Origin of the sequence: Sediminibacterium sp., assembly GCF_051860225.1 — a bacterium.
Taxonomy (GTDB): domain Bacteria; phylum Bacteroidota; class Bacteroidia; order Chitinophagales; family Chitinophagaceae; genus Sediminibacterium.
The window spans coordinates 32811-56386 of record NZ_JBHYEI010000001.1 but is presented as its reverse complement, the minus strand read 5'-3'; the positions used below and the strand labels follow the sequence as shown (position 1 = coordinate 56386).

Genomic DNA, 23576 nt, shown 5'->3' with positions numbered 1-23576 from the left:
AATTTGGTAACATTCCCATAACAATTGCGTAACAGTGCCTTAACATTGAGGTAACACTGTGCTGGTAGTTTTGCACCATGAAAAATATTCAAGTGATGCAACAACCCCCAGCTATCAGATTATTTTTTACTTTTTTGTTCACTATAGTGGCTACCGCTGTATTTGCGCAAGCCAAGATCAATGGTAAAGTAATCTCAGCTAATAACGAAAATTTATCAGGAACATCTATTAAGGTATCGGGTCCTACCAATAGCACCGTAGCAGCAGACTTAGAAGGACGCTTTAGTATTCCAGTAAAAGCAGGTAAGTACACACTTACTTTTTCACGCGTAGGATATCAAACCAAAGTGTTAGAAGATATAGAAGTAAAAGCAGGTATTGAAGGCAATGACCTTAATGTAGTTTTAGAAGTTAAAACAACCACTACAGAAGTAGTTGTACGTTCATCTGCACGTAAAGAGAGTTCAAATGCCATGATTGTGTTTCAAAAAACCAACACAGCCATGTCAAGTGGATTAGCAGCAGACTTCATCAGAAGAACACCCGATAGAAATACATCAGACGTATTAAAGCGTGTGAGTGGTGCTTCTATTCAAGATAATAAATTTGTAGTGGTTCGTGGATTAAGCGATCGTTACAACCAAGCATTATTGAACAATGCATTAATGCCAAGTTCAGAGCCAGATAAAAAAGCATTTAGCTTTGATATTATCCCAGCTGCAATGATTGATAATATCGTTATCAATAAAACAGCAACACCTGATTTGCCAGGTGAGTTTGCAGGTGGATTGGTACAGGTGAACACGCGTGATATCCCTACAAAAAATCAATTGAATGTTACGGTTTCTTTGGGATATAACTCTCAGAGTACGTTCAAAAGCTTTACTAGCAACGAACGCAGCAGCACTGCATGGTTAGGTTTTGACGGAGGGGATCGCAACTTACCAGCGAGCATGCCTAATACGGTTACTTACAGAAGCTTACCAGATGCAGACAAAATTGCGATCAGCAAAGACTTTAATGGCAATGCGTTTAGAGAGCGCGTAACCACGGCGGCTCCAATCACCACAGTAAATATGGCATGGTCTAATACAAAGACATTTAAGAACGAAGGAAAGTTAGGATCTATCATATCTGTTTATTACAGAAATGCATCTATCATTTATGATGATGTTGAGAGAGGTCGTTTTGAAAAAGCGAGAACTTCTATATTCACAGGGTCTGAAGTACAAAACAGGTATTCTACCAACTTAGGTTTAATGGCCAACTTTACTTATGTAAAAGGCGCAACTAAAATCTCTTTCAGAAATTTAGTGAACCAAGTGTATGAAGAGAATTATTTAAACAGAACCTTAGACAACGTAGGTCGTTTACAAACTATTTCGTTAAGATCTAATTTTGCGAATCAACGTTTATTGTTGAGCAGCCAATTAGAAGGAGAACACTTATTAAGCAAGAGCCGTGGCATCAAATTTATCTGGAATGCGAATGGCTCTTTCAATAGTAAAACACAGCCCGATTTTAGAACGGCACAATTTGTAAAAAGTTCATCAGCACCATCATCACCGTTCACACTGGATGAAGATGATTCAAGAAGATTCTTCTCTGATTTAAAAGATTATTCAACAGGATTGAATAGCACATTGATTGTTCCATTTAATATGGGCAGCCAAAAGCAAACCATGAAAATTGGCGGATCTACTTTATTACGTTTCCGAGATTTCAATGCAAGAGTATTCCGCTACAGACCAGTAACCAACGGTGTTGACGTGAACAAGCCCTATGATCAAATGTTCTTGAGCAGCAATATGAACAGCAATGGATTGTTGATTGAAGAGCAAACACAAAACACCGATCGTTATTTCGGAATTTCTGCACTCAATAGTGGATACTTAATGTTTGATAATAAATTATCGAATAGCTTAAGAGTAATCTGGGGAGCAAGAGCAGAGTTTTTTGAGCAATTCTTGAGCAGCCGCGACCTAGCATTAAACAGAGTAAGAGTAAACACAGAGAAGTGGGATTTCTTACCATCATTAAATATCACTAACTCATTTAATAACCAACACCAGATTCGTTTTGCAGTATCACAAACAGTAGCTCGTCCTGAGTTCCGTGAAATTGCACCTTTCCAGTTCTTTGATTACGAAAGCATCTGGGGTATTGGTGGAGATACTTCTTTAAGAAGAACAAAAATTTTAAACGTAGACGTTCGTTACGAATACTATCCTAAGTCTGGTGAAATGATTTCGTTTGGTGTGTTCACTAAACGTTTCACTGATCCAATTGAATTGAGAATGGACGGCGGTAGTAATGGTGACCGTTGGTTATTCAGCTACACCAATGCAGCATCAGCAACATTAGTAGGAGCAGAAGTGGAGATCAGAAAGGGAATGGATTTCATCAGCGATAAATTAAAAGACTTCACTTTCATTGGTAACGCTACTGTATTGAAATCAACAGTTAAGTTGAATACTACTCAAGCAAGTGGAAAAGAAACTACCCAGAACAGACCTTTGTTTGGACAATCCCCTTACTTAATCAACGCAGGATTCCAATATACGAATACAGAGAAAGGATTCAACGCATCTATCTTATACAATAGACAAGGACCAAGATTATCTTTAGTAGGAGATCCAGAAGGAGCGGGCTTCTACGATATCTACGAGAAGAGCAGAAATTTATTAGACTTACAAGTATCAAAGAAAGTGTTGAATAATGCAGGTGAGTTCAAATTAACCGTATCAGATATTTTCAATAACCAATTTGCATTCTACGATAATGCAGATACAAAGCCAGGATACAATTTTGCAGCAGGCGATCGCATCAACTATGCATACAGACCAGGCACTACTGTTACCGTATCATTTAGTTACGATATCAACTTTAAAAAATAAAAGTTTCGATTTAAACAAACACGCTTAAAACTAAGACAATGAATAAGCTTACTCAACTATTATTCGCAGGAATGCTTGCATTAACAGCAACTTCATGCGTAAAAGTAAACTTTGAAGATCCTATCGCAGGTGGAGGTACAGGTGCTAATGCAGATGATCCCAACACTACCAGAATCTTAAAAGGTTCTTATGAAAGAAGCATCACATTAACCGGTGGTACATATACCATTCAAGGATATGTATACTTTCAACAAGGCGCAACATTAACCATTCCAGCAGGAACCATTTTGAAGAGTGATATCTCTCAAAAAGGTGCTTTAATTATTGAGCGCGGAGCAAAGATAGAAGCGAATGGAACAGCTTCTAATCCAATTGTATTTACTTCAGGAAGAGCAGCCGGATCACGCTTACGCGGAGATTGGGGCGGAATCATCCTTTTAGGAAATGCACCAACCAACAGACCGTTATCACCAGCACCATTGGTAGAAGGTGGGGTAGATAGAAGATATGGCGGTACTACTGCAAATGACAACTCAGGAACCATGCGTTATGTGCGTATTGAGTTCGCAGGAATTGCGGCAGAACCTGGAAGTGAAATTAATGGATTAACACTGGGGGGTGTTGGTTCAGGCACTACACTTGAATACATTCAGGTTTCTTACGGAAATGACGATGCGTATGAGTTTTTTGGTGGTACCGTTAACTTAAAGTATTTATTGTCTTATGCAACATCAGATGATGATTACGATTTCGATTTTGGTTACACAGGAAAAATCCAGTATGCAGTAGCACAGCGTAATCCAGAAATTGGAGATTCTGATGCAGGCAATGGAGTAGAAGCAGACAATGATGGAGCGGGAACATCAGCAAGACCATTCACCCGCCCAGAGTTGAGCAACTTCACTTGGATAGGCTCTAACGGAGCGCCAAACACACAGGCATTGGAAAACTTTGCACACAGATGGAGAAGAGGGGTAAGATTTGATGTACGCAACTCAATCTTGATGGGCTTCCCTAAAGGAGGGTTCTCAATGGAGTCTGCATTAACAGCAACTGCATTTAACAATGACACATCAGTTTTCAGAAACAACTTAGTACATGCATTAGCAGATGCGTACAAAGTAGATGCATCAGCAGGTGGGGTGATTACAGCCGCTGCAGTAAGAACAAAGGTTGAAGCAAATGGAAGCATAACTTATACCAATGCAGCAGATATTATGTTGACCGCACCGTTTAATGTAACCGCACCTAACTTCTTACCAATGGCAGGTTCACCAGCATTAACAGGCGCAAGCTTTACAGGTATGGATGCATTCTTTACACCAGGAACATTCCGTGGGGCATTTGGTACCACCAACTGGACATCAGGATGGGCAAGCTATACACCACAAACCAACACATACTAGTAAAACTAATTCATACTAGGATTTGCTGAGCGATTGTAGCTGTCGCTTAAATTTCTCTCACACTGCGAATGCATAACGTCGCAGTGTTCATATAACAGTTAAGAACCGAACCCCCATTTTCATGGGGGTTCTTTTTTGCAGGGCGCGCCACGCATTTAGGCGGAGCAATTGTTACGGCCCGCGCATCTAGGCGGCGCTCGCGCCCGTGCTCGGCCCGGTCCTCGCATCTAGGCGGCACTCGCGTTGCGATTGTAAAGTAGGCGGCACTCGCGTTGCGATTGTAAAGTAGGCGGGCCGAATTTAATAACTAAATTTGTCAAAAAAATATACCGTGCGCAAAATATACTTTAAGCATATTTTTTCGAATGTTTTATTTAAACTTATTCTGGGGGGCGCCCTTATGCTCTCCTTCACAGCCTGCGAAACCACCACAACAAGAACTACAACGAAGACTATTGAGGTCTCAGATACTGAGCTAGAATCAGTTGATGGACCAGAACCTGATGGCGCAGCAGGTGCAATCAAAACAAACACAGGACTAGACATCGCGGGTCTGCATCAAGCAGACAGCGTACAAATTTTATACTTCACCGATCCCTTCGGAAAAGACTCTTTAAGATATACACGATTTTACAAACACTACAATACATCCGCAGCAGAAGTAGTGCAACCGATTTTAAAAAATCTCGATCAATTATTTTTATTGCGAACAGAAGTAATGAAATGCCGATCAGAAGGAAAAATATTTTTCTTCAAGGGCACGCAAGAGTTGAAGACCGTTTATTTTAATACCCAAGGGGCTTCGAAAAATCCAGGCGAGACCACGCAAGCCAATGGCAATTGCGCCTATATGTACTTTATAAAAGATGGCGGCTTTTATTATTTCCCCATTCAGCCAGAAACCGCAGCCCTACTACAAAGCCTTAAACCTAAAGCTATAAAGCCAACAGCTACTATGAATTAATCATATTGTTCCATTTCAGGTTAGATAGTGAATCCCAATATTAAAGAAATATTTCTGCGTAAGCGTTGTTGTTCTTCTAGTTTTAATATATCTATTCGGTCTAATAGAGCTTCTGCTGAAATGGTGGTGATATTATCAACTAAAATTGTATATCTGCCTTTATCTTGAAGATCAATATACTGCCTTAAAAACCAGTGCCTTATATGGGGATAATACTTTGATAGAGGGCAAACTAAGAAGGTCATGGGAGATGCTTCATTTAATGCATTGCCTTGCACTATAACTGCATGTTTTACATCGTTTGGGTTGTTTCTCCATTCAACGGTCCAGATCTCAAACTGTTTAATATTTTTGCTATATGCTGGCCATCTGTATGCTTTCTTTTCAACTGGTTTTATTTCTTCTGTCATTATAATTCTTTAAGGATTCCACTTTGATTAATTTCTTCAAATTCTTTAAATATTTCCAAGTAATACGTAGTTACATTATATGCATCTTGATCCATTCTTTTCTTAATCATTTTATAGCGATGATAGTGGTTGAAGGCATCTATAGCCAGGTTGATATAGGTATTTCTATTTTGTTTGATGATTGCCCTAACCGCTTCCATATTGTCTAATACTGTTGGGTTCAGCTTGAGTGAAAGCGGTATCATCTTAAGCGGAATAACTTCCTCAAAATCTGGTTTTATCCTTGCCATAGTTTTATTTTTTTCAAAATGAAAACTAGTATTCCTATAGGTTTCTAATATGCGTATTAGCCGTACTGTTTTGGTTTTTTCAACTGTAAATTGAATAAAAAATATACCGTAAGCCACATATCATTTCGGTATATTTTTTTTAGCTTCTTATGTTTTGTTTCTCCGGGGGCAACCAAAGTATTGGTGTTATTGGGTCAATTCAGCTAAAAATTCTTTTGGAGTATAAATTGGTAAAGTTGGAGTACCTTGTTTTTGAAGACTTTTATCTCTTGAAATAAAGTAGTCAAGCTTATAATGAATAGCGGTGAAGTATATCAAAGCATCTTCAATGTCATTCATTTTTGAATGCAGCGCATTTACAACAATTTCATGAGGTATATCTATGACGGTAATATCTGATAGTAATGCTAAAAGTAATTCCTTAGCTTTTGAATTTCCATATTCTTTCGTTAGCCAATAGCCCAATTTATGAACGATAGAAGGAGTGATATATGCTTCTACCGTTCCTTCAATTGCAAGTTCGATGATTTTTTTTGATTGAGCATATTCGGAACGCTTTAAAGTAAAGTCTAATAATATATTGGCATCAATGAAAACTTTAAAAGCCATGTTTTTTTGCATTTTCTTTATAGTACAAATCCTTTAAATCGGCATTATCATTGATTGTTGGTTTTTCAAGCTTCTCTACTAAATCAATTATATTTTTTCGCTTTGATGGTCTTGTGACTTTTTTAAAATAGCTTTCTACTAAATCAGAAATACTTCGTTTATTTTTTACAGCATAGCTTTTAACATCTTCTAGCAGGCTATTTTCAATAGTGAGGTTTAATCTAGATTTCATAAGTCAAAAATACGCATAAAATTAAAATATGCGTATAAATATATTTTCTCAGTTTTTTGCTTCAATCTATAAATAATTTAGCGATGGTTTGCATCGGAAGAAACATCTTACCGCTATGTGGCAATTGTATAAAACCATATTTTGTATAAAATGCTATTGCATTTTCGTCTATTGGATCTACGATTAAAGCCATTGAGCCTATACTTTCTTTAGCAACTGCGACGCTTTTTTTCATTGCATCTATTAATAAAAATTCGCCCAGTTTTTTACCAAAATTATTTTGGTCTACAGCTAATCTACCTAACAATGTTGCCGGTAAATTTTTATACGATGGTGGTAATTTTTTTATTATTTCATTCGGAAGTATATCTCTTTCAATTGCGGTATTTGATAATGTATAGTAACCGATTACATTATTTTCTTCATCTGTTAATACAAAACATGTGGATAATTTTCTCTTAATATCTTGGCGTGCTTGAACTTTTATGTAGTCGTCTAAAATGCTTTTACCACAAGAAAAATTCTTTCTAATATGATTGGCATTTAAAGGCTCAATAAAGTAGTTCATTTTTGATTGATAGTTTTATTATAGCGAGCAACAGCTTTTTTTAGATTAGTATTTGGCTTAGGAGGATTCATTAAAGCATCGAAGAAAATCGCTTGATCTTTTTTTGATTGTAAAATTGACTGGTGTTTTTCAACAATCTGAGTTGCTTGCGTTTGCGTTGAGTGTATAACAAATTCGGTTAAAGTTCTAAAGCCACCAAGTTGAGCCGCATATTCAAAAAATTCTTTTTGTTCTTTAGATAGCCTTGTATCAAATCTGGATTGGGTAGAAGTTCTCATGACAAAAAATTGTTTCTCAAAAGTACGGAAAATAACCGTACGAACCTAAATCGTAAATCCCAGCACCAAACATAAGTTTCTGCGAAGTTTAATTCGAATATCATCTTTAGCGGAATAACTTCCTCGAAATCTGTTTTTAGTCTTGCCATAGTTTTTCTTTTTTCAAAATGAAAACTAGTATTTCTATGGGTTTCTAATATGCGTATTAGCTGCAGAATTTTGGGTTTTTCAACTGTAAATTTATTATGGAAAACCGTCGAAGAAAGAGCTTCTCAAAACGATGAAAATCAGAGGGGGGGGACATCAAAGATGTAAATTGAATAAAAAATATACCGTGAGCCACATATCATTTCGGTATATTTTTTTTACCTTTTTAGTTTTTGTTTCTCCCGGGGGAGCAAAACTTTCGCGCAATTGGCCGGAGCCGTTATTTAACCTACTATTCTACTTTTGTTACATAGCCAGCAGCTATAATTAAGTACCTTTGTGAGGTAAAGGATAAAACATGGATCTTCAGAAAACCTATTTAGTAAGTGCCCTCACCAATAAGTGTCCTAGATGTAGAGAAGGGGAGTTGTTTAAGCGTAAATCTGCTTACAGCTTCAAGGGTAGCGCCACTGAAATGAATGAAACCTGCCCGGTTTGTCATCAGCCTACAGAAATTGAAGTGGGTTTTTATTACGGCACTGGTTATGTGAGCTATGCGCTTTCTGTTGCGTTAACGGTAAGCACTTTTGTGGCTTGGAAAGTATTAATAGGAATGACTTTTGATATTGACGACAATAGAATTTTCTATTGGTTGGGAACCAATATTGCTTTGCTACTAATACTGCAGCCCCCAATGATGCGTTTAGCCCGATCGCTTTGGTTAAGTTGGTTTGTAAAATACGAACCCAATTGGAAAACGAAACCAATCAAAGCTCCTGAGAGAATCAATAAAGATCAGTTTGCGAATTGGTAAATCTTAGAAATTAAAATTCGTATTGACGATTAATCCGCTATTGCTTTGGAAAATATTGCGGCCGTTAATGAGTCGGCCAAATTGTAGGGTTTGATTAAAGTAGCCGGCTTCTATGCGGAAGGTTTTATTGAATCGATACCCTAGTAAAAGTCCTATGCGGTTTTGGTCAAAAATATTAGCTGCAACATTTTTGCCAAATCCAATCATGACTTCATTGTAAGCTGCGGCATAGGGTGTTTTGTCTTTTATTGTACGGCCTTTTAACGGAGCTTGTAATCTGAGCATATAACGTGCTCTATGCATCAATGGAAATTCATCTTCTTTAGTTACTGCTGCTGAACTGTATCTTCCTACAAAACGTTGCTCTAGCATAAAGCGATGTGATATCGAAATCAACCCTTCTTGATGAGATAGCTGCGCCATCTGAAACAAACGGTGCTCAGTAAAATCTCGGCCCAGCCCATTAATCGGAATTTCTCCATACGCGTAAGTTTCAATCCATGCATAACCTGCCCGCAACAATAGATTCGGGCTTGCTTGATAATTAATACCAACGCGCAATAAACCCTGCTGCCAACTATTAATTAAATCGTTGCGCCTGAACTGGTATTCGGTGTGTAATCCCCATTTGGATGAAAGTTTAATCGTGCCAAAATAATTAAACCAGCCAACCGTATTATAATGTGTTGAGCGATTGGCTGGGGCGCTTGGATTTGGGCCACTAGGTGTTCCTGGTCCTTGCGCGCTTGCTTCGGGGGGAGCAATAATCATCAAGAAAAAAAGTAGAAAAAAATATACCGTACGTATATTCATTAAAAGTGCTTGCATGATAAATATATTTCGGGTATATTTTTTTCGTGATTTTTTATTTTGTAGTTGGGCTAAACGGCAAGGCAGACTTGTGTACAATGATGCGCAACTTGCCATCTTTTCCTTTTTTGAAAACAAAAGTTTTATCAACCATTACTTCTTTTCCGTCTTTGCCTGTTACCCAAACATTGCCCATGGTAATGGCAATAGAACCATATATTTGAATGCCCTCGTTATTTGCCCCAGCATTGTCGTAGCGTGCTTTTACCCATGGAGCTAATGCAAATCCTTTATCGTTTGGATAATCAGGATCGCCCCCAACGAAATAAGCCAATGCCCCCTTTTTATCGTTCCTAAAAGTTTGATCTCCGTAAGCTAAAGTAGGTTTAAAGAAAACCTTACCACTGTCGTAATTATACGCAGTAGACAATACTTCGTTTGCGTAAGCTTTGTAATCGCCACCAGACTCTTTTAGTTCTCCAATTTTTACCAATGCATTACACCATGCTTGTTGTGCAGCATTCACTTCATCATAAGTGATTACAGTTTGAGCACCTTCTTCTACATACACTAAGCCCAAATCGTTTATAACTTTTTGCACTTCATCATTGGTGCGATTCATTACTTGATTGGCTTGTTCTTGTGCTTGTTGTTTGGCTTGTTCGCAAGCAGTAAAAGTTACAGCAGAAAAGAGCAGCAGTCCTAGCATCCATTTTTTTTGTATCATAGTTTATTTTTTGATACAAAATCAAAGCCTATGCCCTAATCTGTTAATACATGCTCCATGTTTATAGAACGCGATCCCTTAACTAAAATATAACTGTTTTGAGGATTTAATGTAGTGAGCCAATCGCGGGCTTCTAAAGAATTATCCTTGTAAATAAAATGGGTATTGGGGTATTGGGGGAACAAATCTTTCGTGTAAACAAAGTCTCCGCCTACCAACACTACTTCTTTAAATTCAAGAGATGCAATAAGCTCAATCAATGCTTGGTGTTCAGCCACACTCTCTTCGCCCAATTCTTTCATGGCACCGAGCATTAATATTTTTCGCTGGGCATGAATACGCGCAAAATTTTCAATCGCTACTTTCATACTACTCGGGTTGGCATTGTAGGCATCTAAAATAATATGATTCGTACCTCGCTGAATTAATTGTGAGCGTGAATTGGAAGGAGCATAGTTTTCGATGGCATCAATTATTTTTTCTGCAGGCACACCAAAATATTTTCCGATGGTAACTGCGCAAAGAATATTGGGGAGATTATAATCTCCAACTAGTTGTGAATGAATCAGCGTGGCATCTATCCCTGTCGTTATGCGTACTGTTAGAAAAGGTTCGGCGGTTTCAATCTGCCCCTGCACCAATCCCTCCGAAATGCCATACTGCACAATATTTTCGATACCTGCACTCATAGGCTGCAAATAATCATAATCCGCATAAACGAATGCCGTACCATGTTGTTCGCGCAAAAACTGATAGAGTTCTCCCTTTCCTTTGCGAACACCTTCCACTCCGCCAAAGCCTTCTAGGTGGGCTTTTCCGCAGTTGGTAATCACACCGTGCGAAGGCAAGGTATAGGAACAATAACTTTCAATTTCTTTTTGGTGGTTTGCACCCATTTCAATCACGGCCATTTCCGCATCGGGCTTCACACTCAAAATAGTGAGAGGTACGCCAATATGATTGTTCAGATTTCCTTGTGTGGTATAAGTTTTAAAATGCGATGACAACACCGCATAAATCAATTCTTTGCTAGTTGTTTTCCCGTTGCTTCCTGTAATGGCAATAAAAGGGATATTCAACTGTTGGCGATGGTGTTTCGCCAATTGCTGTAATGTTGTTAATGCATCGTCTACGAGGAGGAGCCGCTTGCGCAGCCCTGTTGGCAAAGCCCCTTCAATTATGGGTTCCCCATTAGGGGATATTAATTGATCAACAATTGCATAAGCCGCACCAGCTTCTAAAGATTGCAGTGCAAAACGATTCCCGTTGAAATTCGGTCCCTTCAACGCCACATAAATATCGCCGGCTTTTAGTTTGCGAGTATCGGTTTGGATGGATGGGTATTGCTTATATATCTCGTAAATAGCTTCGGTCATTAGAAATCATCATTACTTAAATTAAACACCAAGCCCAAACGCAAAGTGTTCGATAAAGGATTACGGGTGACACCTGCTCCTGAAGGTACTAAGTAAGACACATTCACTTGCAAGAACTTCATATCGAAGCCTGCACCTGCAGTGAAGTAACGGCGGTTGCCGCGGGTTTTGTCTTCGTAGAAATAGCCTGCGCGTAATTTAAATTGATTGTTATAAGAATATTCAACGCCAGCAGAAATTTGTAAGCTTTTAGGAAGGCTGGATCCATCAGAAAAAGATTTCATCCAAGAACTCACCACCGAAGTATTTCTGTAATCGGAGAGTGCCGCAGAGTCGGTAGCAAAAACACCGGTACTAATCGGTGCCATAGGCACCAATAATTTGTTTACATCTAAAGCAAAGCTGATGCTATTGGTTTCGTCTAATATTTTTGTGTAAGCCATACCTAAACCCAAGTTAGCAGGCAAGAAATCTTTGTTACGCGCATCATTGGTATACCCCACTTTGGTACCGAGGTTAGATAACACTGCACCAAAATTGAATCCCTGACCCTCTTCATCACGGCCATTGTAAAATAAGGACACATCACCCGCCAAAGCATTACCTGCTTTGTACACTACACCCGTACCTACATCGCCCACTACCAATCTAGAATTGATGTAACGCAAGGCAACCGCTAAACTCAAGCGATCATTTAACACACGGGTATAGCCCGCATCAAAAGAAAATTCAGTAGGCTTAACAGTATTCAATACATTCCCCGAAAAATCAGTTAATTGAATATTACCCAAACTAAAGAAACGCATAGACCCAGAAATCACGGAATAATCATCAATCTTTTTATAGGCAGCCGCACTGGCCAAATACACATCATTCAAGCCCAGATCGCGCAACCAAGGGGTATAGTTCAAGGCAATCGCCGAACGCTTTTCGGCAAAAGCCGTTTTAGCAAGGTTCCAAAAAGGGGAGTTGCCATCCGGATTGGTAGCAATAGCTGCATCACCCATACCACCCGCTCGAGCATCGGGAGAAATGCGCAAAAAAGGCACTGCCGTAGAAACAATATTTATAGAATCAGCTTGGGCGATTATAGCTGTAGGCAATAGCGCACCCAACCCTAAACTTGCAAACGCTAAAGCACATAATTTTTTACGTGTATTTTTCATACAATCAAATTAAAAGGAAAACGAATTTTTAGCGTAGAAATTATGCCATTCAGTCTTTTTATGCATTGCAGGGGGAACTGCTATGCAATGATAAGGAGAAATCACTAATTTTACTAATTTAGCCTTACATTTGCGGCAATCCCCCATGATTTCTAAACAATAACGTTATTTTTATTCCAAAATGGAATAATAAACATAGTATTTAATCGATTATATGAGAAGGTGTTTTAATTATTTTTTTCTTTTTATTGTACTGTTTTCTTTCCAGGCAAATCCTGTATTTTCTCAGGATGCCAGAAACAATCCACAGGTAATGAACCAAATCAGGGCTATTTTATCAGCCAAGGGTCTTACCGAAGATGAAGTGAAAGCACGTTTGAGAACACGCAATATTGATGTAGATAAAATGTCGGACCAGGAAATCATTGGCCAACGCCCGACCATTGAAGCCATCATCAATGAAATGGAGCAAGAGAAGAAACAAAAAGTAACTGGTGCAGGTACTGCAAACACTGCCCCTGCTACATCAACTACTAATACTGTGGTTGCAAAACCAGTAGAAACCAATGATGAGCAAGTTGCCAAAGCCAAGCAAGCTGCTGAAATGGCCCCAATTGTACCTGTAAAAGAAGAGCCCAAATCTCCCAATAGCATTTACGGACACCATATATTCAAAGACAATACCTTACAAGCTTATCGTATTTCAAAAGACGCGAGCCCTCCCGATTTATATATTTTGGCACCTGGTGATAAAATTAATATCATCATTTTTGGTAAATCACAGGCCGATTTACAGTATGAGATTAATGAGAACGGATATATCCAGCCAGCCCAAATGCCCAAGATATTCTTATCGGGCTTAACCTTAAAAAGTGCCAGAGAATTATTGGTGAATCGTTTTTCTTCTTTCTACGTTTTTAACAAAGACCAGTTTGCCCTTACTTTAAATACTTCTAGAACCCTTAACCTGAATATATTCGGAGAAGTTGACCGTTCGGGATCATATACCACATCTGCGCTCAATACTGCACTTAATGCATTGGCCGTAGCAGGAGGACCCACTAATAACGGAAGTGTCCGTAAGATTCAAATAATGCGAGGAAGCGTAAAGAAGATTTTGGACGTATATGCATTTATGCGTAATCCCATTTTACAATTCGACTTTTATTTGCAGAACAACGATATTATTTATGTGCCACCAGCAGAGAAAATTGTTACCCTACAAGGTGCGGTAAATAGACCTATGCGTTATGAATTGATTGACAATGAAGGTATACCAGAGTTGATTTCTTTTGCAGGAGGCTTGCAATCGAATGTGTATACCGAATTTGTACAAATAGAACGCTTCGAGAATAATGCAGTGGTAATTAAGGATTATTCCTTAGAGGATATCTTAAAAAAGCGAATCAATGTAGAATTGAAAAGAGGCGATATTGTTCGATTCAAAGCCATCAATACCCCTTTATCTGAATTTGTTAGCATTGAAGGTTCCATTGATTATGCTGGTAATTATGAATTAGGCACTACAAAAATGTTATCTGCTTTATTAAAGAAAGCTAAATTAAAGCCAGAAGCCAAGTTAGATCCGATCTTTTTGATTCGTAAAAACCTGGATCAAAGTGTTCAAATTCTTAGCCTAAATGCAGAAGCCATATTAGCGGGTAAATCAGCGGATATTGCTTTGCAGAAAAAAGACGAAGTCATAATTTACGATCAGGCGCGTTATACCGACTTATTCAATATTGCAGTTGTTGGAGAAGTTAGAAATCCATTTGAAAGACCTTTCAGATACGATCAAAGCATAAGCATTAAAGAAGCTTTGGGATTAGCGGGAGAATTAAAACCTGCTGCTTCGTTCAATGCTTATGTTTATAGAACAGACCCATTCAATGCCAAGAAAACAGAATATATCCCTGTGAGCTTAAATGATGAAGCGGGCTATAAATTAAAACCAGGAGATCGTTTGGTAGTATTAAATAAGGATACTTACAAGCGCGAATTCAATGTAAGCATTGCGGGTGAAGTTAATAACCCGATTAGTATTCGTTATGATAGTACGCTGAAAATAAAAGACCTGATTAAATTAGCGGGTGGTGTTACGCTAGGTTCAAATTTAAATAGGGTAGACATTTTTAGGTTACGTTTTAACAAAGAAAGAGCACCTGATAAGCAAGTATTATCTTTAACGATTGATCCAGAGTTCAATGTAATCAGTGGTGCTCAATTTGAATTACAACCATTAGACTATGTAGTGGTAAGAAGAATACCTGAATTTCAGTTACAAGATTTTGTAACCATTAATGGGGAAGTTAAAACACCAGGTGTTTATAGCATGACGTCTAAGAGGTTCCAATTTTCTGAATTGATATCACAAGCCGAGGGCTTTAATCAATTTGCAGATATCGCCAATATTAGTTTAATTAGATATGTTGATAATTCTGGTTTGGTTGTGTTTAATGCAGCAGATGCATTGGATAATAAGGGTAATACCGCAAAAGATCCTATCCTGTTGCCAGGAGATTTAATCACTGTCCCTCGTTTGAATAATATTGTGAAGATTGAAACGATGGGGACTCGATATATACTAGGCGAAAACCAAAAACTATTACAAGTAAACTACCAAGGAAATTATTCTGCTAGATGGTATATCAAAAATTTTGCAGGAGGATTTAAACGGGATGCAGAACGGTCTTCTGTATTGGTAGTGCGTGAAAATGGGTTGATTAAAAAAACCAACCGGTTCTTATTCTTTAAAAAATATCCCAGTGTTTTATATGGAGATCGTATTATGGTAACAGCAATGAAGCCACCAAAACCTGAGCGAAAAGAAGCAAAGCAGGTAGATTGGGATAAGTTTATGACAAAATTATTAGCATTTGGAAGTGCGTTGGGATTAATATTAGCAGCAACTAGATAATAAGATCTTTTATGGATTATACAAAAAATGATTTCCTTAAAAAACATGAGAGTGACAAGAGTTTTAAAGACCTTATTGATAAAATAAATGATGTAATTCTTTTTATTAAGACTAAATTCTTAAAGCTATTTATCTTTGGTATTACTGGAGGATTAATAGGTTTTTTTATTGCATATAATGCTACTTCTATTTATTCTGCAAGAGTGAAGTTTTTAATGAAAGAATCAGGTGGAACTTCAGCTTTATTAAGTTCTTTAGGTAATTTAGGCTCATTAATTGGGGGAGGCTCTAATACTGTTTCTCCTATGGATAGAACTTTAGCAATAATTGGATCAGAAAGAATAGTTGGGGCTGCATTATTAGAGTTTATTACAGTTGATAACAATGCAGATCTGGCTGTAAATCACTTTATTAGAATTCAAGAATTACATAAGAATTGGAAAAAGGATACACTGCTTAATGACATATTGTTTAATAAAAACCAAACAAGGCTGGAAGATTTTGACTTTCGGCATAGAAAAGCGTATAAGTTAATATTAAATATGTTAATTGGAGAAAAGTCCAAAATTCTATTTAAATCCTTTGATAAAAAAAGTGGCGTTTTTGAACTAAGTATAAATACGAAGGATGAATCCTTCTCAATTGAATTTAGCAAATTAATTTATAACGAATTGGAGCAGTTCATGTACAACCAATCTGTTTCAATAAGTAGTAAAAATGTTAATATATTATCAAATAAACTTGATAGTATAAAATCTGAATTAAATGGAGTTCAAAATTCATTGGCTAGAACTAATGATAGGACATTAGGGTTGTTGATGCAAGAAGATAGAGTTGATCAAAAAAAATTGATGATGAAAGAGCAAATGTTAACTATAATGTACGGAGAAGCCCAGAAAAATTTAGAGACATTTAGATTTTTGAATGAATCAACTGTTGTTGGTCTTGAGGTAATTGAATATCCTTTTTCTCCTATTAAACCAAAAATTAAAAGCAAAATTATATTTCTATTTATAGGTTTTGTTATAGGAATTATTTTAGGGTTTGGATTTCTTTATGGAAGGAATTGGCTTCTTGAGCAATTATAAAACTTATAAATAGGCAATTCATTTTTCTTTACAGCTGCTATATGGTTTTCTGATTATTACTTTTGGCATAATTTTTTACCGAAAATATTTTGTTTTCGCCTAGCAAATATTAAATTTATTACAGGAAATCAGGCTTATCCAAACAAAACATTATTAAAAGATGTTTTTTTTCAAAAAAATTAATATTCATAGAATTAAGTCGAAACCAATCGTGCCAATTTTCGTGCTTCGACTCTCGTTACTTCAAAAAAATAAAATTCAGAAAATATGACAAAGTAGAAGAAAATAAACCAAGTAGATTAATTGTAACTTTATCTAATAAATACAGTAAGAACACTCTGATTTAATGGGATTATTTGTTGAAATTAATTTTATTTTAAGTTATCACTCTTAGTTATATTTGTATCCATGAAGAATTATTACCCCCCCCCATTCTTCTGATATTGTTAATCGAATTATATTTTTATTTTTTTTAATATTTAAATGCTTAACTCTGTATTTTCTGTGACTGAGATAAGCGGAGCTATTCAAAATAAATTAATGGTACTAACGAACAAAAAAATTGCTATAATTGGATTAGGTTATGTAGGTCTGCCTCTTGCAATTGAGTTTTCAAAAAAATACAGAGTCCTAGGGTTTGATATTAATCGTGATAGGATAAATGAGTTGTCAAACGGCAAGGACAGAACAAAAGAAGCTAGTTTAGACGATTTAAATCTGACAATTTCTATCGCAAAATCGAATAACTTAATTGGCCTTACATTTTCTGATGATGTGACTGCATTAAAAGATTATAACGTTTTTATTGTAACTGTTCCTACTCCTATTGATCAGTTTAAAGCACCTGATTTGAAGCCGCTTGAAAAAGCATCTGAAATGTTAGGTAAAATTTTGAAAGAGGGTGATATTGTAATTTATGAGTCAACAGTATATCCTGGATGTACAGAAGAAGATTGCGTTCCCATTCTAGAGAGATTTTCTGGTTTAAAGTTCAATGAAGGGTTTTATTGCGGGTATTCTCCAGAAAGAATTAATCCGGGAGATAAGGTAAATACCCTAACCAAAATCAAAAAAGTTACTTCTGGTTCTACACCTGAAATTGCAGATGTGGTAGATAATTTATACTCAAGTATCATTACTGCTGGAACTCATAAAGCACCGAGTATTAAAGTGGCTGAGGCTTCAAAAGCAATAGAAAACGCTCAACGTGATGTAAATATTTCTTTTGTGAATGAGCTGGCATTAATTTTCGATAAAATGGGGATTGATACAACCGATGTTATTGAAGCTGCTGGCACCAAATGGAATTTCCTTAAATATAGACCTGGGTTAGTAGGGGGGCATTGCATCGGAGTAGATCCATACTATTTAGCACATAAGGCAGAAAGCCTTGGGTATCACCCACAAGTTATTTTAAGTGGCAGAAGGGTTAACGATAATATGGGGATGTTTGTTGCCAATAAAGTTGTGAAATTACTAATCAAAAAGGGGCAAAGAGTCAGTGGTGCAAAGGCATTAATCTTAGGAATTACCTTTAAAGAAGATTGTCCTGATATTAGAAATTCAAAAGTGATTGATATTTATAAGGAACTAGACCAATTTGGATTAGTTGTGGATGTTTTTGATCCTCATGCAGATAAACACGAAGTAGAAGAGGAATATGGTATTCGTTTAATCAATGATATTAGTGAAACTTACCAAGCAATTGTGTTGGCAGTTTCACACAAAGAATTTCTTGCACTAGATATCAAAAATTTATGCTCAGATGAAAATGCAGTAATTTTTGATACCAAATCATTTTTAGACAGAAATTTAGTTGATTCAAGACTTTAAAATACTTTTTCTTAACACATTTGATGCTGAAGTTCGATAAGTAATACTAAAATTAAAGTTCTTAATGATTAAGATTGTAAAGTTAGAAATGAATTAACCAAAATGGCAAATAAACCTAAAAGTCTATTTACTAATGCAATATGGAATATAATTACAGTTTCATTTACTGCTTTAGCTGGATTCGTTTTAGTTCCACTTATTCTTAATAAAATAGGAACTGAAAATTTTGGTATTTATACAATAATTTTAATGATTGGAGGCTTTGCACAACTTCAGAGTTTAGGATTAGGTGAGGCCACTTTAAAATACGTTTCATATTATTTTGCAAAAAAAGATATTGCTGGAGTAAATAAAGTTTTCGGAGCAACTCTGTCTGTATATATATTTTCAGGCATTTTAATTAGTGGTTTAATTGTTATTTTCTCATCTATTATAATAAGTTGGTTTAAGCTTAGTTTAGCGAATATTGATAATGCAATTTTTGCTTTGCGTATTGCGGGGATCACATTTTTCGTAAGCATTTTTAGTACCGCTTTTAAAACTATTCCTGAGGCCTTACAACGTTATGACATTTTAAGTAAATATAACTTGATAATGATGGTTTTTAGGTACACAGGGATGTACTTGATTGCAATTTTAGGAGGAGGAATTATAGGTTTAACAATACTGACTTTATCAAGCGCATTTGTCGATATTTTAGTTTACGGGTCGTTGTCCAAAAAATTATTACCGGCTTTGATCCTAACCCCCAATTTTAATAAGGATGGAATAAAAGAGGTTTTTGGTTACGGTATTTTTTCATTTATTAATGAATTGATACAACGTGCATCGAATTATATTGATCAATTGATTTTAGCATTATTTTTCAGTGCATCAAGTGTCGCTTATTTAAATGCGCCTAAAGATTTAATAACAAAGGCCCAAAGTTTAACAGGTGCTGCTGGTCAAGCCTTATTCCCTCGCTTTAGTTCAATGGAAGAAGGGTTAGAGATGCAAGAACTTTATGTTACAAGTTTATGGGTATTAACAATACTGTCTATAATTATTTTTGTTCCTTTAGCGATTGTGATTCCTTCATTTCTTTCTCTTTGGCTATCTCGTGAGTTTGCAGAAAATAGCTCAACCTTTGCAACGTTATTTAGTTTTGGGGTTGCATTTAATGGAGGAACATCTGCATATTTTGCTTTGCTAAAAGGGACAGGAAGAGTTAAATGGTTAACAAAAATCATTTCATCTCTTACATTATTTTCGACTATAGCTACAGCATTTTTAGTCTATAAGTTCGGAATAAATGGATCAGGGATTAGAATTCTATTATTTTCTTGGGTAGGTAGTTTTCTTTGTCTTTATGTTGGAAAGAAAGTATTTAAAGACTTGAACATTTCTCGTGTTTCTTTTGAAACAACAATTCTTCCTGTATTTTTATCCTTTGCATACTATTTTATTTGCAATTCAATTTTAAGTAATTATATCATTGATAATTGGATTGAACTATTTGGTGTTTCATTTATTTTGGTGCTAGGTATCATTTTACTTCAATTGGTTTTTAATTTTATTTTGTTTAAAAAATCAGCAAAGTCCTTAGTTTTAATTCGCCTTTTTAAAGGTCAAATTTCATTTCTATTAAAGAAAATAAAATAGGTATGCGTCTTTTTTTAAAAAAAATTATTGGAATAGTGGCTTCTGTTTTAATCTTTGAGATTAAATTTTTGGGGAGATTTTTATTTCGAATAATTGAGTTGATTGGTCAAATTTTTCCAGAAGACTCTAGAGGGTGTAAAATTAGAGGATTAATTTATCGACCGTTTTTGAAAAAATGTGGAAAAAATTTTCAAGTAGGCATGAATGCAAAGCTTGAACATCTAAGTGAAATTGAAGTTGGTAATGATGTATATATAGGGCACGGCTGTTGGATTAGTGGAATAAGAGGTGGTATTATTCTTGAAGACGAAGTTATGTTTGGACCATTTGTTAAAATGGTTAGCAGCAATCACACAATGAAGAATAACAGTTTTCGATTTGGACCTGGAGTCGGATCAAAAATTATAATAGGAAGAGGTACTTGGATTGCATCAAATGTTATCATAACAGCTGGAGTTACCATTGGTGAAGGTTCTTTGGTTGCAGCTGGGGCTGTTGTAACCAAAAAATTTGGATCTTTTTCAATAATTGGGGGAATTCCTGCAAAATTAATTGGGAGTAGTAATGATTAAAAAAGCTGTTCAATTCATTTATAAATATTTACTTTTTCCAACTAAAGTAAATATGTGTAGCCAGACATTATACCAATCTTTATTAGGTACTATTCGATTGTATCAACATAACAATGACAAGAAGTGGGAAAAAAGGGCCAATCAGTTAGTTAAATTATTAGTTCAAATTCAAAGGCCAGATGGAGGTTTTGATATTGGTTATGATTTCAATTTTGGGAAGTTCCATAAAAAAGGGGAGTCCACTTCACCTGAGTTGGTGGCCATGTTGGCATTAGTTGAATATTATAAAATATTTGGAGGTGAAGAAGTAAAAATATCAGCGCAAAAAGCAGCTAAATGGATTAAATCTAATGCATTAAATCTGGGGGATGGTAATTGGAGTATTCCTTATGGTCCATATAGTACAAAAGAAGTAATGGTATATAATGGCACTTCATTTGCTGTTGGAGCAATAGGTGTGTATTTATCTATTTTTAAAGATGATAAACTTGAAGAAATCTATCATGGAATGAACAATTACTTATTCAGTGTTTTATCGTCAAGTTCATTAGATAAAGGCAAATTCTGGTTTTATTCAGATCAAATGAGAAATGACTTAACTATTTTACAAAGAAATAAAATAGATTATTACCACCAAATGCAACAAGTAGAGATGCATTCTATAGCTGAGATATCATTGACTAGTCCTTTTCAAAAACAAATAATTTTAGATGCTACTGAACATATTTTTTCAAAGCAAGATGAGTCTGGAATAATTCCATATTTCAATACGTATACTCCTATTCACTTATGGGGGTTTTGTTCATGTGCCTCTGGATTTATATATGCATCTATTTTTGATAATAAAAGAAAATCAGATTACATAGAAGGAGCAAAGCGGATTGTAACTTGGATTTTAGAAAATGCATGGACAGGCGAGTATTTTTATCCAATTGTTGATGAAAATGGAAAAGTAGTAGACTCAAATTATTATGTCAGAAGCGATGCTTGGGTATTTAACACAGTTGCATTAGCAATAAAGGAAAATGTCATTAGTGGTGAATATATAAATATTTGTGAAAAATGCTATACGAAAATGGAATTATCTGATTTTTCTGGATTGGAAAATCATGCTTCGAATTTTAGAATTCGAATTGTATATAAATTAATAGAATTCACTAATAAAATTTATAAGCTGTTATGGCGAAAATAGTAATTCTGTATGAAATTTTAGGTAGATCAAGAGGGGGAATAGAGGCTTGGATTTACCATGCAAGTGAGGAACTTATAAGATCTGGAAATGATGTTACACTCATCAATAAGCAACTGGAAAATCCTATTGATTCAGCGCCGAATGGAGTAAAAATTATCACATTAAAAGAGTCTAAAAAAAATCCTATAAGTGATATATTTTTCGAAATTCAGGACCTTAGAAATCAATTAAAGGAATTGTTATCCGATTTTGATATTATATGGACAAGATCATTTAGAATGGCATATGCTGCAGCGAAAATTGTTGGTAAAGGAAAGGTTGTTTATATAAATGCGGCCCCATTTTCTTTTTATGGTCAAAAAGGGCTTTTAGAAAGTATTAGTCAAGCTAGAAGCATTAGGGAATTGGGTATTGCTATATCTTCAAAGTTGTATTTAGTTTTTGCATACAATTACGAACGTAAGGCAATTGATTTATGCAAAAACGTATTTCTTAGTCATGCTAGGATGAATGAAACCATTAACTATTTTAAGTTAAAATATTTTGAAGATAAATATTTGGTGGTTCCTGCTGGCGTTGATTCAAATCGTTTCAAGCCATTGGCTATAAAAGTTTTGAATAAAGAAATTTTTTTTAGCATTATTTCAGTATGTAGACTAGAGTATGATAAAAATATACAATGTGTGATAGGAGCAGTATCACATATTGTAAATCAAGGTTTTAATATTCGATATACTATTCTTGGAACTGGTAATTATGAAAATGAGTTAAAACGCTTAGTTTTAGAAAAGAAATTGCAAGATTATATTTTTTTCGCAGGCAGACAAGAGTCTATAGAAGAATGGTATATAAAAAACGATGTATTTGTATTGCCATCTTTGTATGAAGGTTTTGGAAGTGTATATATTGAGGCTATGGCATGTGGTTTACCTTGCATTGCAATAAGTAATATGTCAGGAAAATACAGTGTTGCTTCTGATGAAATTATTGATCATGATATTAATGGATATTTATTACATGAAAATGATGAACTTGAGCTTTCAAAAGTTTTAATTGAGTTTATGAATAACAAAACGGTTTTAAAAAGTATGAGCAAGTCAGCAAGATTAAAAGCTATGACAAAATACAATTGGAGCGAAACAGTTAAGAAGATTCTTGAATTTAGTCACATAAATAATTAACTTCTATTCAATTTTTGGTGAATCACCTTAATATTTAAATAGTATATTCTTGAATTTTTTTTTCTGTTTTGGAGGTTCTGTTAGTAAAGATGTTTGCTGCTTTGGAAAGCATCCCGAAAAGTGTATTGTTTATTTGTAGAAAAAAAGGTTTAAATTCCATATTTAAACCTTTTTAAAGGCTATTTCAGTCAATTATATATTGCCAACGTTTTAAATGAGATAAAACAAGTGAAATTTCGTTCAGAAATCAATTAAGTGTGTGCTAAAAAAAGCAAATTAGTCTGATAAGCTTATTTCTGCTTCAGCTTTGTCTTAGATTTAATTACTATAATATTTTAAGACAAAATCATACATTTTATTTGTGCAAAAAATGGAAAGCTTGTTTTAGTCAAAGAGATAAAAGCTTCTTAGTTCTTGTTTCGGATGATTACTCTTTTTTTTATTTGAATCTGATAATA

At 35.5% G+C, this 23576-nt stretch carries 21 protein-coding genes; 11 read left to right on the top strand and 10 right to left on the bottom strand.

The genetic code is table 11. The features are described from left to right. The first annotated feature begins 77 nt into the window (after positions 1-77). From ACTIEI_RS00240 to ACTIEI_RS00230, 3 genes are all read left to right on the top strand, one after another. On the top strand, positions 78-2897 hold the full coding sequence (locus ACTIEI_RS00240) for a carboxypeptidase regulatory-like domain-containing protein (RefSeq protein WP_439504263.1): 2820 nt from the start codon (positions 78-80) through the stop codon (positions 2895-2897). Between the two features lie 38 nt (positions 2898-2935). After that, positions 2936-4303, top strand: a complete 1368-nt coding sequence (locus tag ACTIEI_RS00235; protein WP_439504262.1) for a hypothetical protein — start codon at positions 2936-2938, stop codon at positions 4301-4303. 313 nt (positions 4304-4616) lie between these two features. After that, positions 4617-5267: a hypothetical protein gene (locus ACTIEI_RS00230; protein WP_439504261.1), complete on the top strand. Its 651-nt coding sequence runs from the start codon at positions 4617-4619 to the stop codon at positions 5265-5267. Between the two features lie 20 nt (positions 5268-5287). Here the strand turns inward: ACTIEI_RS00230 and ACTIEI_RS00225 are convergent, their stop codons facing one another. From ACTIEI_RS00225 to ACTIEI_RS00200, 6 genes are all read right to left on the bottom strand, one after another. Further along, entirely contained in the window at positions 5288-5677 is a 390-nt protein-coding gene (locus ACTIEI_RS00225) for a type II toxin-antitoxin system PemK/MazF family toxin (RefSeq protein WP_439504260.1), read from the bottom strand. After that, a complete protein-coding gene (locus tag ACTIEI_RS00220) occupies positions 5677-5967 on the bottom strand; it encodes a hypothetical protein (protein ID WP_439504259.1) in 291 nt (96 codons plus the stop codon). Before ACTIEI_RS00220 ends, ACTIEI_RS00225 begins: the two co-directional genes overlap by 1 nt. A gap of 186 nt (positions 5968-6153) precedes the next feature. Beyond that, the gene (locus tag ACTIEI_RS00215; protein WP_439504258.1) at positions 6154-6576 is read right to left on the bottom strand and encodes a type II toxin-antitoxin system VapC family toxin; all 423 of its coding nucleotides are present in this window, start codon (positions 6574-6576) and stop codon (positions 6154-6156) included. After that, positions 6566-6808 carry a DUF6364 family protein gene (locus ACTIEI_RS00210; protein ID WP_439504257.1) on the bottom strand — a complete coding sequence of 81 codons (243 nt, stop codon included), beginning with the start codon at positions 6806-6808 and terminating at the stop codon, positions 6566-6568. The genes ACTIEI_RS00215 and ACTIEI_RS00210 overlap by 11 nt, the downstream gene beginning before the upstream one ends. A 61-nt stretch (positions 6809-6869) precedes the next feature. Continuing rightward, a complete protein-coding gene (locus ACTIEI_RS00205) occupies positions 6870-7376 on the bottom strand; it encodes a GNAT family N-acetyltransferase (protein WP_439504256.1) in 507 nt (168 codons plus the stop codon). Continuing rightward, on the bottom strand, positions 7373-7654 hold the full coding sequence (locus tag ACTIEI_RS00200) for a DUF1778 domain-containing protein (RefSeq protein ID WP_439504255.1): 282 nt from the start codon (positions 7652-7654) through the stop codon (positions 7373-7375). Before ACTIEI_RS00200 ends, ACTIEI_RS00205 begins: the two co-directional genes overlap by 4 nt. A 505-nt stretch (positions 7655-8159) precedes the next feature. Here ACTIEI_RS00200 and ACTIEI_RS00195 point away from each other — a divergent pair. Continuing rightward, positions 8160-8615 carry a DUF983 domain-containing protein gene (locus ACTIEI_RS00195; protein WP_439504254.1) on the top strand — a complete coding sequence of 152 codons (456 nt, stop codon included), beginning with the start codon at positions 8160-8162 and terminating at the stop codon, positions 8613-8615. Between the two features lie 3 nt (positions 8616-8618). Here the strand turns inward: ACTIEI_RS00195 and ACTIEI_RS00190 are convergent, their stop codons facing one another. The 4 genes from ACTIEI_RS00190 to porV are packed head-to-tail and all read right to left on the bottom strand — an operon-like array spanning position 8619 to position 12694. Further along, positions 8619-9443 (bottom strand): DUF2490 domain-containing protein, encoded by an 825-nt coding sequence (locus tag ACTIEI_RS00190; protein WP_439504253.1) that lies wholly within the window; start codon positions 9441-9443, stop codon positions 8619-8621. Between the two features lie 37 nt (positions 9444-9480). Next, positions 9481-10152 (bottom strand): hypothetical protein, encoded by a 672-nt coding sequence (locus ACTIEI_RS00185; protein ID WP_439504252.1) that lies wholly within the window; start codon positions 10150-10152, stop codon positions 9481-9483. A 35-nt stretch (positions 10153-10187) separates the two neighbouring features. Then, positions 10188-11528: a UDP-N-acetylmuramoyl-tripeptide--D-alanyl-D-alanine ligase gene (locus tag ACTIEI_RS00180; RefSeq protein ID WP_439504251.1), complete on the bottom strand. Its 1341-nt coding sequence runs from the start codon at positions 11526-11528 to the stop codon at positions 10188-10190. Continuing rightward, positions 11528-12694, bottom strand: coding sequence for a type IX secretion system outer membrane channel protein PorV (gene porV / locus ACTIEI_RS00175; RefSeq protein WP_439504250.1), 1167 nt, complete (start codon positions 12692-12694; stop codon positions 11528-11530). Before porV ends, ACTIEI_RS00180 begins: the two co-directional genes overlap by 1 nt. 214 nt (positions 12695-12908) lie before the next feature. On the opposite strand from porV, the gene ACTIEI_RS00170 reads away from it, so the two are divergent. From ACTIEI_RS00170 to ACTIEI_RS00140, 7 genes are all read left to right on the top strand, one after another. Further along, the gene (locus ACTIEI_RS00170; RefSeq protein ID WP_439504249.1) at positions 12909-15611 is read left to right on the top strand and encodes an SLBB domain-containing protein; all 2703 of its coding nucleotides are present in this window, start codon (positions 12909-12911) and stop codon (positions 15609-15611) included. Between the two features lie 11 nt (positions 15612-15622). Next, positions 15623-16699: a hypothetical protein gene (locus ACTIEI_RS00165; protein ID WP_439504248.1), complete on the top strand. Its 1077-nt coding sequence runs from the start codon at positions 15623-15625 to the stop codon at positions 16697-16699. Between the two features lie 540 nt (positions 16700-17239). Then, positions 17240-18532: a nucleotide sugar dehydrogenase gene (locus ACTIEI_RS00160; RefSeq protein ID WP_439504247.1), complete on the top strand. Its 1293-nt coding sequence runs from the start codon at positions 17240-17242 to the stop codon at positions 18530-18532. A 102-nt stretch (positions 18533-18634) separates the two neighbouring features. Beyond that, positions 18635-20173: an oligosaccharide flippase family protein gene (locus ACTIEI_RS00155; RefSeq protein WP_439504246.1), complete on the top strand. Its 1539-nt coding sequence runs from the start codon at positions 18635-18637 to the stop codon at positions 20171-20173. Positions 20174-20175: 2 nt separating this feature from the next. Next, complete coding sequence (locus tag ACTIEI_RS00150) at positions 20176-20745, top strand: acyltransferase (RefSeq protein ID WP_439504245.1); 570 nt, start codon at positions 20176-20178, stop codon at positions 20743-20745. Next, positions 20738-21937 carry a beta-L-arabinofuranosidase domain-containing protein gene (locus tag ACTIEI_RS00145; RefSeq protein ID WP_439504244.1) on the top strand — a complete coding sequence of 400 codons (1200 nt, stop codon included), beginning with the start codon at positions 20738-20740 and terminating at the stop codon, positions 21935-21937. The genes ACTIEI_RS00150 and ACTIEI_RS00145 overlap by 8 nt, the downstream gene beginning before the upstream one ends. Next, on the top strand, positions 21925-23118 hold the full coding sequence (locus ACTIEI_RS00140; RefSeq protein WP_439504243.1) for a glycosyltransferase family 4 protein: 1194 nt from the start codon (positions 21925-21927) through the stop codon (positions 23116-23118). Before ACTIEI_RS00145 ends, ACTIEI_RS00140 begins: the two co-directional genes overlap by 13 nt. Positions 23119-23576 lie beyond the last annotated feature (458 nt).

Excerpts from the sequence above, each read along its gene's own strand:
- ACTIEI_RS00240 (WP_439504263.1), top strand. The coding sequence starts at position 78 with ATGAAAAATATTCAAGTGATGCAACAACCCCCAGCTATCAGATTATTT.
- ACTIEI_RS00235 (WP_439504262.1), top strand. The coding sequence starts at position 2,936 with ATGAATAAGCTTACTCAACTATTATTCGCAGGAATGCTTGCATTAACA.
- ACTIEI_RS00225 (WP_439504260.1), bottom strand. The coding sequence starts at position 5,677 with ATGACAGAAGAAATAAAACCAGTTGAAAAGAAAGCATACAGATGGCCA.
- ACTIEI_RS00220 (WP_439504259.1), bottom strand. The coding sequence starts at position 5,967 with ATGGCAAGGATAAAACCAGATTTTGAGGAAGTTATTCCGCTTAAGATG.
- ACTIEI_RS00215 (WP_439504258.1), bottom strand. The coding sequence starts at position 6,576 with ATGGCTTTTAAAGTTTTCATTGATGCCAATATATTATTAGACTTTACT.
- ACTIEI_RS00210 (WP_439504257.1), bottom strand. The coding sequence starts at position 6,808 with ATGAAATCTAGATTAAACCTCACTATTGAAAATAGCCTGCTAGAAGAT.
- ACTIEI_RS00205 (WP_439504256.1), bottom strand. The coding sequence starts at position 7,376 with ATGAACTACTTTATTGAGCCTTTAAATGCCAATCATATTAGAAAGAAT.
- ACTIEI_RS00200 (WP_439504255.1), bottom strand. The coding sequence starts at position 7,654 with ATGAGAACTTCTACCCAATCCAGATTTGATACAAGGCTATCTAAAGAA.
- ACTIEI_RS00195 (WP_439504254.1), top strand. The coding sequence starts at position 8,160 with ATGGATCTTCAGAAAACCTATTTAGTAAGTGCCCTCACCAATAAGTGT.
- ACTIEI_RS00190 (WP_439504253.1), bottom strand. The coding sequence starts at position 9,443 with ATGCAAGCACTTTTAATGAATATACGTACGGTATATTTTTTTCTACTT.
- ACTIEI_RS00185 (WP_439504252.1), bottom strand. The coding sequence starts at position 10,152 with ATGATACAAAAAAAATGGATGCTAGGACTGCTGCTCTTTTCTGCTGTA.
- ACTIEI_RS00180 (WP_439504251.1), bottom strand. The coding sequence starts at position 11,528 with ATGACCGAAGCTATTTACGAGATATATAAGCAATACCCATCCATCCAA.
- porV (WP_439504250.1), bottom strand. The coding sequence starts at position 12,694 with ATGAAAAATACACGTAAAAAATTATGTGCTTTAGCGTTTGCAAGTTTA.
- ACTIEI_RS00170 (WP_439504249.1), top strand. The coding sequence starts at position 12,909 with ATGAGAAGGTGTTTTAATTATTTTTTTCTTTTTATTGTACTGTTTTCT.
- ACTIEI_RS00165 (WP_439504248.1), top strand. The coding sequence starts at position 15,623 with ATGGATTATACAAAAAATGATTTCCTTAAAAAACATGAGAGTGACAAG.
- ACTIEI_RS00160 (WP_439504247.1), top strand. The coding sequence starts at position 17,240 with ATGGTACTAACGAACAAAAAAATTGCTATAATTGGATTAGGTTATGTA.
- ACTIEI_RS00155 (WP_439504246.1), top strand. The coding sequence starts at position 18,635 with ATGGCAAATAAACCTAAAAGTCTATTTACTAATGCAATATGGAATATA.
- ACTIEI_RS00150 (WP_439504245.1), top strand. The coding sequence starts at position 20,176 with ATGCGTCTTTTTTTAAAAAAAATTATTGGAATAGTGGCTTCTGTTTTA.
- ACTIEI_RS00145 (WP_439504244.1), top strand. The coding sequence starts at position 20,738 with ATGATTAAAAAAGCTGTTCAATTCATTTATAAATATTTACTTTTTCCA.
- ACTIEI_RS00140 (WP_439504243.1), top strand. The coding sequence starts at position 21,925 with ATGGCGAAAATAGTAATTCTGTATGAAATTTTAGGTAGATCAAGAGGG.